The 9,446-nt window shown below is 40.5% G+C and carries 11 protein-coding genes; 10 read left to right on the forward strand and 1 reads right to left on the reverse strand.

The genetic code is table 11. The annotated features are described in order from the left end of the window. From BUB93_RS03860 to BUB93_RS03905, 10 genes are all read left to right on the forward strand, one after another. Complete coding sequence (locus BUB93_RS03860) at nucleotides 1-747, forward strand: cell division protein FtsQ/DivIB (RefSeq protein ID WP_073269763.1); 747 nt, start codon at nucleotides 1-3, stop codon at nucleotides 745-747. Between the two features lie 15 nt (nucleotides 748-762). Further along, a complete protein-coding gene (locus tag BUB93_RS03865; RefSeq protein WP_073269764.1) occupies nucleotides 763-1,473 on the forward strand; it encodes a DUF881 domain-containing protein in 711 nt (236 codons plus the stop codon). After that, complete coding sequence (locus BUB93_RS03870; RefSeq protein WP_084116926.1) at nucleotides 1,470-2,174, forward strand: DUF881 domain-containing protein; 705 nt, start codon at nucleotides 1,470-1,472, stop codon at nucleotides 2,172-2,174. The genes BUB93_RS03865 and BUB93_RS03870 overlap by 4 nt, the downstream gene beginning before the upstream one ends. Before the next feature lie 26 nt (nucleotides 2,175-2,200). Continuing rightward, complete coding sequence (locus tag BUB93_RS03875; protein ID WP_073269766.1) at nucleotides 2,201-2,554, forward strand: small basic family protein; 354 nt, start codon at nucleotides 2,201-2,203, stop codon at nucleotides 2,552-2,554. 49 nt (nucleotides 2,555-2,603) lie between these two features. Continuing rightward, nucleotides 2,604-3,653, forward strand: a complete 1,050-nt coding sequence (gene ftsZ / locus BUB93_RS03880) for a cell division protein FtsZ (RefSeq protein WP_073269767.1) — start codon at nucleotides 2,604-2,606, stop codon at nucleotides 3,651-3,653. Between the two features lie 135 nt (nucleotides 3,654-3,788). Further along, nucleotides 3,789-4,253, forward strand: coding sequence for a transcriptional regulator NrdR (gene nrdR / locus BUB93_RS03885; RefSeq protein ID WP_073269768.1), 465 nt, complete (start codon nucleotides 3,789-3,791; stop codon nucleotides 4,251-4,253). 29 nt (nucleotides 4,254-4,282) lie between these two features. Then, nucleotides 4,283-4,813: an NUDIX hydrolase gene (locus tag BUB93_RS03890; RefSeq protein WP_084116928.1), complete on the forward strand. Its 531-nt coding sequence runs from the start codon at nucleotides 4,283-4,285 to the stop codon at nucleotides 4,811-4,813. A gap of 56 nt (nucleotides 4,814-4,869) precedes the next feature. Further along, the gene (locus tag BUB93_RS03895; protein ID WP_073269770.1) at nucleotides 4,870-6,048 is read left to right on the forward strand and encodes a phosphopentomutase; all 1,179 of its coding nucleotides are present in this window, start codon (nucleotides 4,870-4,872) and stop codon (nucleotides 6,046-6,048) included. Nucleotides 6,049-6,173: 125 nt separating this feature from the next. Further along, nucleotides 6,174-7,448, forward strand: a complete 1,275-nt coding sequence (lysA, locus tag BUB93_RS03900) for a diaminopimelate decarboxylase (RefSeq protein ID WP_073269771.1) — start codon at nucleotides 6,174-6,176, stop codon at nucleotides 7,446-7,448. Then, entirely contained in the window at nucleotides 7,448-8,059 is a 612-nt protein-coding gene (locus BUB93_RS03905; protein WP_073269772.1) for a site-2 protease family protein, read from the forward strand. The genes lysA and BUB93_RS03905 overlap by 1 nt, the downstream gene beginning before the upstream one ends. A 134-nt stretch (nucleotides 8,060-8,193) precedes the next feature. Here the strand turns inward: BUB93_RS03905 and BUB93_RS03910 are convergent, their stop codons facing one another. Beyond that, nucleotides 8,194-9,369, reverse strand: coding sequence for an IS110 family RNA-guided transposase (locus tag BUB93_RS03910; protein ID WP_073269773.1), 1,176 nt, complete (start codon nucleotides 9,367-9,369; stop codon nucleotides 8,194-8,196). Nucleotides 9,370-9,446 lie beyond the last annotated feature (77 nt).

The raw sequence follows: 9,446 nt of genomic DNA on the forward strand, positions 1-9,446 counted from the left end.
ATGGACAAAAGGAAAAAAGACAATCTTAAACTAAACTTAAGCAAGTTGTTTTTTGTACTGTTCGTTTCGGCTTGTATGGTATTATTAACCTATATATGGTTTTTAACTGATTTTTTCAACATTGAGTCAATTGAATACTTTGATTACGAGAAAATCGAAGAATCAGATTTAAGAGAAGCCTCAGGGCTTGTGGAGGGAGAAAATATATTTCTGGTCAAAACATCTGAAGCGGTAGATTCCATGAAAAAACTGGGTTACGTAAAAGAAGCCAGCATCATAAGGGTTTTTCCTGACAGGCTCAGAGTATACATTACAGAAAGAGAACCCATTTGCATAGTGTCGGTAAGCGGTGGCTATATATATCTTGACGAGCAGGGAGTGGTAGCAGAAGTCGCAGAGAAATTGACAAAATGGACAGTACCGTTGATAACCGGGCTTGAAGATGCTGCTACTCTAAAGAGCGAAGCGCAGAAACTGGCAATCGAACCTGCTTGGGTTGGAAACAATATACTCGGGGTGCTGGGGTTGCTTAAAGATTTTGAGTTAACTGGGAGAATATCGGAAATAAACGTAACAAAAGAAAAACATTTGCATATATATACAAATGGTGGTAGTATAATAAAAGTCAAGGACAAAGAAAACATACAGTCGAGAATCAATTTTTTATACACATTTTTAACTGAAAATGACGACAGGATGATCGTAGATTTAACCCATGGAGGAAATCCAACATATACTCCAAGGTAACAAGGAGAGAATATATTGAAAAAGTTTAAAGGAAGAGTGGAGATAGCTGTAATCTGCGTGATCATTGGAGTGATGATTGTGCTTCAGATGCAGACTATAGGAAACTTGGGGGGGCTGGTCAGCAGCCAAAGGGCAGATGATCTTTTGATCGAGCTAAATCAGCTTAAAAGAGAAAATACCGAACTTTCCCAAAGGGCTGGGGAACTGTCCAGCAGAGTAGCGGAATTTGAATCTCAAGCAGCGGACAACAGCAGGTACATCGAAAGATTGCTTCAAGACGTTAGCGACGCCAGGACTTATTCAGGTCAAACTGATCTTGAAGGTGAAGGGCTTCAGATAACCCTTGATTACGACAGCGTCGAGAACGACGGCTTTGATCCCTTTCTTTACAATTCAGAACTCTTGCTTTTACTGGTTAACGAACTTAATGCAGCCGGTGCGGAAGCGATTTCTATTAACGGAGAGAGGCTGGTTAGCATATCTGAAATCAGACTAGCAGGAAGTCATATAAACATAAACGGAGCCAGGCATTCCAGACCCTTTGTCTTTAAGGTCATAGGAGATGCTAAAACCTTGAGATCGGCAATACTCATAAGAGCGGGCATAGCAGATATAATGAGGGCTAATTACATAAGCGTATCCATAGAAGAGATGGAAGAATTAACAGTTGAAAAATACGACAGAACAATAAACTTCAGATATGCCAAGCCGGTTGGTGAAGAATGATGGAAAGGCAGTTTAAGAAGTCTGAGTGGCAGGTGTTCGTTGTTTTTGCCATATCCGGATTGATCATGGCTGTGTTCTTTCTTAACACTTCAAGAGGAACTGGAAGCTGGAACGGAATTATTACGGCAAAGACAATCTACAGCTATCAAAGTGAAATCAGTCAACTGAAAACAAGAAATGAAGATTTGTATCAAAGCATTTCACAACTCGAAGAAAAGCTGGAATTTTACTCTGTCGACGACCCGGATTACGCAGTTTTGGAAAATGAACTGTACAATGAGCTGGTTAAATATGATATAATTACGGGAAAGGGCGACGTGGCAGGGCAAGGCCTGAGAATGGAGCTCTCCGATAGCACCAGGGAACTTGAGCCTGGGGAAAATATTAATAATTTCATTATCCATAACAGCGATGTTCTGGAAATCATCAATGAGCTCAAGTCAAACGGAGCTGAGGTGATAGCCATAAACGGCTACAGACTTTCCTGGGATTCCCAGATAGATTGTGCCGGGCCGGTTATTTATATTGACGATTATGTAGCGGGAACGCCGTTTGTAATAGAGGCCATAGGAAACAAGGATCGCCTGTATGCCGGCTTGGAAGCTCAAGACAGCATAGTGCAGCTCTTGAGACACTGGGAAATAAATGTATCTATCGAAGAAAAAGAACAAGTTGTAATTAAAAGCAGGGACAACCTGTAATAGGTTGTTGGAAAGGTGATTTACGGATGATTTTAGCACTAGCAGGACTTGCATTGGGGATTTTTTTAGGATTTGTTTTGCCCTTGGATCTCCCTTCATCATACACGTCGTACATGTCCATAGCTTTGTTGGCGTCTTTGGATTCGGTATTTGGAGGAATTAGAGCTGAAATGGAAGGACATTTCGATTCTCATATATTCATTTCTGGTTTCTTCGGCAATGTCACGATAGCCACGTTTTTGGCATATTTTGGTGACAGAGTAGGGATTCCCCTATATTATGCGGCCATATTCACATTCGGTACTAGGCTGTTCCAAAACTTCGCCATAATAAGAAGGATATTTTTAAACAAAATAGAACAAAAATATTATAAACATTAACAGCATTCAACACTCAACAAAAATAATTATTTCTCTAGGGGGTATTACTTTGCTTCAATTTGATATGGAATTTGAACAATTCGCTTCGATAAAGGTAATAGGTGTTGGCGGTGGAGGAAACAACGCAGTCAACAGAATGATTGAGTCGGGACTGAAGGGAGTTAGCTTTGCTGTCGTAAATACTGACAATCAGGCTTTGTCTCTATCTTTAGCTCAAGAGAGGATTCAGATAGGCGAAAAAACAACTTCAGGATTAGGAGCCGGAGCGAATCCGGAAATTGGTCAAAAATCCGCCGAAGAAAGTGAAGACATACTGAGAGAGTCCATAAAAGGAGTGGACCTGCTTTTTGTAACAGCTGGCATGGGTGGAGGAACAGGAACGGGAGCCGCTCCCATAGTCGCGAAAGTAGCAAAGGAAATGGGAGTTCTTACAGTAGGAGTGGTAACAAAACCGTTCTCCTTTGAAGGAAAAGTCAGAATGAACAATGCAGACCTTGGGATAAGGCTTCTTAGCGATAGCGTAGATGCCCTTGTTACGATTCCTAACGATAGATTGCTGCAGCTTGCAGACAAGACTACCTCTTTGAGAGATGCTTTTAAAATGGCTGATAATGTTTTGTTACAAGGGGTTAGAGGTATTTCTGACCTTATAGCGATTCCGGGACTTGTAAGTTTGGACTTTGCAGACGTAAAGACCATTATGAAAGACACAGGACTTGCTCACATGGGAGTCGGGGTAGCAACTGGAGAAAACAAGGCTGCAGAAGCTGCGAAGCAAGCTATTCACAGTCCTTTGCTGGAAACTCAGATAGATGGAGCTACCGGAGTACTTTTAAACATCACAGGGGGATCAAACCTTACCCTGTTCGAGGTGGACCAGGCAGCGGAAATCGCAAGAGAAGCTGCAGATCCAGATGCGAATGTTATATTTGGTGCTGCTATAGACGAGAGCATGGAGGACGAAATAAAGATCACTGTAATAGCTACGGGGTTCTCCAATAAGACAGCTCCTGTTCAGCAGACGCATCAGCAAAAAGCCCAGCCATCAAGCCCTATGGATCAATTTGATATCCCAAGCTTTTTGAAAAGAAGCAAATAGTATTATACGGCGACCTAAAGGTCGTCTTTTTTGCTGGAAAAGAATGTTTGTGTCGTTTTTTAAAACATTCTTATTGTGGACATAAAAAAAATGATGGGTTATAATAGTCTTAGTTTTTATTTAGGGGGAGATCGTTTGAAATGTCCATTTTGCAATCACATGGAAAGCAAAGTAGTTGATTCCAGGCCAACCGAGGAAGGAAATGTAATAAGAAGGCGACGGGAATGCTTCAATTGCGCAAAGAGATTCACAACATACGAAAAAATCGAGGACATACCGTTGATGGTTGTGAAAAAAGGTGGACATCGAGAACAGTTTGACAGAAATAAAATTATGAACGGAATATTGAGAGCTTGTGAAAAACGGCCGATTTCAATAAAACAAATAGAATCTATCGTGGACGATATCGAGAAAGAAGTATACCAGACATTGGAAAGAGAAGTGTCTTCAGACGCTATCGGCGAAATGATCATGGAGAATCTCAAAAACCTTGACGAGGTCGCTTATGTAAGATTTGCTTCCGTTTACAGACAATTTAAAGATTTGAATACATTTATCGACGAACTAAATAAACTTTTAAAAGAAAACAACCCTGTTTAAGCAGGGTTTTTGCAATGGAGGGGATAATCATGTTTTATGAAAAGACTATAAATTCCAAGGAAATCTACAAAGGAAGAATAATAGATTTAAGGGTGGAGGATGTGGAGCTGACCAACGGAACAAAATCTGTGAGGGAAATCATCACCCATGGGGGAGCAAGTGCGATTCTTGCGAACCACAAGGGGAAAGTGATTTTGGTCAGGCAATTCAGAAAACCCATCGACAAAGTTCTTCTTGAGATGCCCGCTGGTAAGATAGATCCAGGAGAGGACCCGACAGTGTGCGCGTTAAGAGAGTTAGAAGAAGAGACTGGCATGAAGGCGACTCATATAACCAAAATTGGCGAAATACATACTACACCTGGTTTCTCCAATGAGCTAATACACATTTATTATACTGAAAATCTAGTTGAAGGAAAACTGAACAGGGACGAAGACGAAATGATGGATACCGTAATGGTTGGATTAGATGAGTTGGAGGGCATGATTGAAAATGGAGACATAACAGATGGGAAGACGCTGGCAGCGATCGCCATGTGCAGAAAATATTTGTTTAAATAGTTTTAGTTATAGGTATTGATGTAGTATACTTATAAAATTTGAGGCAGGTGATTAAAGTGGCGTCAAGAGTCATATGGTTAGTGATAGATAGCGTAGGCATAGGTGAAATGCCTGATGCAGGAGATTACGGAGATGAAGGAAGCAATACTTTGGAAAACCTATATAGGGAAAATCCCAGCCTAAAGCTTCCGAATCTTGAAAAAATGGGCTTGGGCCTGATAGAGGGGGTAAGTGTTATTCCCCGGACAGAGAATCCTGTGGCAGCTTATGGCAAAGCGGCACAGATGTCCCCCGGCAAAGACACAACTACCGGCCATTGGGAGATGGCAGGAATAGTTCTGGAAAAACCTTTTCCATTGTTTCCCGATGGATTTCCCCCAGATTTAATAAAAGAATTTGAAAACAAAATAGGAAGAAAGACCTTGGGTAATTATCCTGCCTCAGGTACGGAGATAATCAATGTATTGGGAGATGAGCACGTTAAGACCGGCTCTCCCATAGTTTATACATCAGGTGACAGCGTGTTTCAGATAGCAGCCCATGAGGATGTAATTTCTCTTGAAGAATTGTACAGGATGTGTGAGACAGCCCGTGAGATGCTGTCTGGAGATTTGGCTGTAGGAAGGGTTATCGCAAGACCTTTCACAGGGAAGGGGAATGGAAATTATGGGAGGACCAGAAACAGGCACGATTACTCTCTAAGCCCATATCATGATACTGTGCTAAACATGGTTGAAAGCAAAGGGCTTGGAGTATACGGAGTAGGCAAGATATTCGACATATTTGCAGGCAGCGGAATTACCAAAAGCTTAAAGATGAAAGACAACAAACAGGGAATGGAAATTACAATGTCACTGATGGAAGAGGTGGACAGAGGTCTGATATTTGTAAACCTAGTGGACTTTGACATGATATATGGGCATCGAAACGATGTGGAAGGTTACAGTAATGCCCTTATGGATTTCGATGAGCAACTTGTCAAGTTGATAGGCAAAATGGATAGGGAAGATGTTTTGGTAATAAATGCAGACCATGGATGCGATCCTACTACCGAGAGCACTGACCATTCAAGAGAGTATGTTCCTGTTTTGGTATACGGGGACTCTGTAAATCCTGTCAACATAGGAGTGAGAAAGAGCTTTTCGGATATAGGACAGACGATAGCTGAGTTTTTACAAACAGAATCTATTGCCAATGGGGAGAGCTTTGCATGGAAAGTCTTGAAAAAAACTTAAATATCAATATATAAAGGCTGTAGTTACTCTGCAGCCTTTTTTTTATTTTGTATTAATGTTATAATATTTCTCTAAGCTTAAATGAAAAATAGAGAAGCTTAGAAAAATTTTGGAGGTAGATTTAATTGGATAACTTTATTTTTTCAAATCACGATACTGTGGAGCTGGCAAAAAAATACGGAACCCCTCTTTATGTGTTGAGTGAAGATATAATTGAAGAAAATGCCGAAACGATGAAAACGGCATTTGAAAAATGCAATATTGATTACGAGATAAACTATGCAGGTAAAGCATTTTTAACAATAGCCATGTGCAAAATCGTGGAAAATGCAGGACTCTCACTAGATGTAGTTTCAGGAGGAGAGCTCTACACTGCAATTAAGGCAGGCTTCCCTATGGAAAAAGTCTGTTTTCACGGATCAAACAAGTCCATTGCTGAAATAGAGATGGCATTTGATAACAAGGTGGGAAAGATTGTCGCTGACAGTGAATATGAGCTTGAAATCCTTGATAGAATCGCAGCAAAAAAGAATCATAAGCCAAAGGTAATGGTGCGAGTGTCTCCGGGGATAGAAGCCCACACACACGAGTACGTACAGACCGGAAGGATAGATTCTAAATTTGGCGTGCCCCTTAAGCTTGTGGATAAAGTGCTTTCGGATTCTAAGAAATTCATCTATCTAAACATAATAGGGCTCCACTGCCATATTGGATCTCAGATTTACGACGAGAAGCCATTTTTATTAGCTGCCGAAACGATGCTGAAGCTGATGAAGAAAATCGAAGGTTATGGGTTTGAAATGAAAGAGCTGAACCTTGGGGGAGGCTTCGGAATCCCATACCTAAAGGATGATTCCGTATTCGATGTAGACACTTACGTTCAAAGGCTTGTTTACTTTACAAAGAATAAATGCGATGAAATAGGCTTGAAGTTTCCGAAACTTCTCGTTGAGCCGGGACGGTTTATCGTAGGAACAGCGGGAATCACACTTTATGAAGTGGGTATTGTAAAGGAAATTCCACATACCAGGAAATACATAAGCGTGGACGGAGGCATGGCGGATAACCCTAGACCAGCCCTGTACGATGCGCTTTACCATGCGGTCGTAGCAAACAAGATGGTATTTTCGGATGATGAAGAGGAGTTGGTGACTATAAGCGGAAGGTGCTGCGAGACTGATACCTTGATTACCGACGTTTTGCTTCCAAAATGCGAGCCTGGAGATATACTGGCCGTTTTGAATACCGGTGCATATAATTATTCCATGGCAAGCAATTACAACAGGCTTCCAAAACCAGCGGTAGTTCTGCTTAAAGATGATAAGGACCAAATAATAGTAGAGAGGGAAACTTACGAAGACATCATACTAAAAGATAGGCTTCCTGATTGGTATAAATAATGAATGGAATTCTTGATAGGTTCGATAGCTTTATATACATGCTTCCGGCACTGTTGATTTCCATCACATTCCACGAGCTGGCTCATGGATTTGTAGCTTACAAGCTTGGGGACCCAACAGCAAAGCAGATGGGGAGACTTACATTGAATCCCATCAAGCACATAGACCCAACGGGGCTGATGATGTTGTTTTTTTTCAGATTCGGTTGGGCAAAGCCAATACCATACAACCCCAATTATTTTATAAACAGAAAACAGGGAACTTTGCTTGTTGCATTGGCCGGTCCTGTCATGAATCTGATAATAGCATTATTATCCGTGATTTGGATAATGCTAACAAACGGCATGGGAATCGAATTTTTTGCTATGCTGCTGCAGTTCAACATCATATTTGCCATATTTAACATGATCCCCCTTCCACCGCTGGATGGATCAAAAGTAATTGCCAGCTTGCTGCCGGATAAGCTGGAATCTTATTTTTGGAAGTATGAAAGGTTTGGATATCCCGTCATCTTGGTATTGGCGGTCACTGGGATGATATCCAGGATAATAATTCCGGCCTACAACGTAGTTTCATACGGGCTTATTTATTTAGTGCAAATATTTTTGTGATTGAGGTGACAAACTATAAATAGTCAAGAGGTTTTAGTAGATTTTTTTGATTATAAAAAAGAGTAACCTTAATAGACCATCTAAAAACAGTGTATTTTAGATGGAGTAGAATCTTCTACAGAAGATCTGTATTATTAGCGAAGTTTTTGAGGATTAAAGTCAATATCTTGCCTCTCCAATGCATAGATGACTCTAATAAGTTTCTTCGCAACGTGAGTAATAGCTACTCGATGTGGCTTGCCTTCTGCGCGTTTCTTGGCATAGTAAGATGCAAATGTCATATCAAAACGGATCAAGGGAAGGCAACAATTAATCAAAGTATACCGGAGTTGAGATGAACCACGTTTTACCATCCGGCCTCCATGAGATTCTGTTCCAGACTCGTTAATTCCGGGTTCAATTCCAGCGAAGGCAAGCATCTGACCTGGATTTGAAAAGTTAGATAGATTTCCATATTCAGAGTAGATTACAGCCGCAGATATTGGACCAATGCCAGGAACAGACATGTAATGAGGATGTACTTCCTCAATGAGTCGGTTTATTTCCTTCTCGAGAGTGTCGATCTCTTTTACAAGAGATTTGTACAACGTAAGCAAGCTGTTTAGTTCCACATCAAAGATAGAATTATTAACACCGACTGTATTATTAGCAAGATCCTTGAGTGTAAGGAATTGCTGAGGGGAAAACCTTCCTCTGGACAATGAGCGTAGTTTTTCATAGGATGCAGAATTCATTCGAGCCATCTTTTCAGCAGAACCGTAGTTCTCAAGAAGATAAAGAGCAGTCTTTGAGAATCGCTCATGAAAGAAAGGCTTGAATTCGGGAAATGTATGATCAAGGACATTAGTTATCTTTACAAGATAAAAAGAACGCTGACGAACTAATTTATTTCGTAATCGTGTTAATGACTTTAAGGAATAAGCATGGTAAAATCCTTTTGAATGGGGTTTGTACTCGACAGTCATTAACCACCGAGCTATTGATTCGCAGTCAACAGAATCGGTTTTGGTTCGCCTTAAAGAAGTAGATTTTTTATATTCCTTGATTAAAACTGGATTAACTTCCATGAAGCTGTGGTTGGCATATTCAAGGAAGAGTTCAAGATTGAGGGCATAATGGGCTGTAGATTCAAACCCTATTTTTATATCCTCAGTGTTGGAGAGAGAATTAAATGTAGCAATGAGTTGTTCAAAGCCGGACTTATCATTTTTGATAGTAAACTTTGAAAGGACTTTTTGATCAGCTGCAGAAATGATACAGCAATCATGTTTGTACTTGGAAATATCAATTCCAACAAAGTACATTGACATAGAGAAACACCTCCTAATTTGATAAATTTAGCACTGCTGTCTTCCACAGAGAATTCGGCTGTGTAATCACGTAAATA

The sequence above is a fragment of the Alkalibacter saccharofermentans DSM 14828 genome, assembly GCF_900128885.1.
GTDB classification, from domain to species: domain Bacteria; phylum Bacillota; class Clostridia; order Eubacteriales; family Alkalibacteraceae; genus Alkalibacter; species Alkalibacter saccharofermentans.

Excerpts from the sequence above, each read along its gene's own strand:
- BUB93_RS03860 (WP_073269763.1), top strand. The coding sequence starts at position 1 with ATGGACAAAAGGAAAAAAGACAATCTTAAACTAAACTTAAGCAAGTTG.
- BUB93_RS03870 (WP_084116926.1), top strand. The coding sequence starts at position 1,470 with ATGATGGAAAGGCAGTTTAAGAAGTCTGAGTGGCAGGTGTTCGTTGTT.
- BUB93_RS03875 (WP_073269766.1), top strand. The coding sequence starts at position 2,201 with ATGATTTTAGCACTAGCAGGACTTGCATTGGGGATTTTTTTAGGATTT.
- BUB93_RS03890 (WP_084116928.1), top strand. The coding sequence starts at position 4,283 with ATGTTTTATGAAAAGACTATAAATTCCAAGGAAATCTACAAAGGAAGA.
- BUB93_RS03905 (WP_073269772.1), top strand. The coding sequence starts at position 7,448 with ATGAATGGAATTCTTGATAGGTTCGATAGCTTTATATACATGCTTCCG.
- BUB93_RS03910 (WP_073269773.1), bottom strand. The coding sequence starts at position 9,369 with ATGTCAATGTACTTTGTTGGAATTGATATTTCCAAGTACAAACATGAT.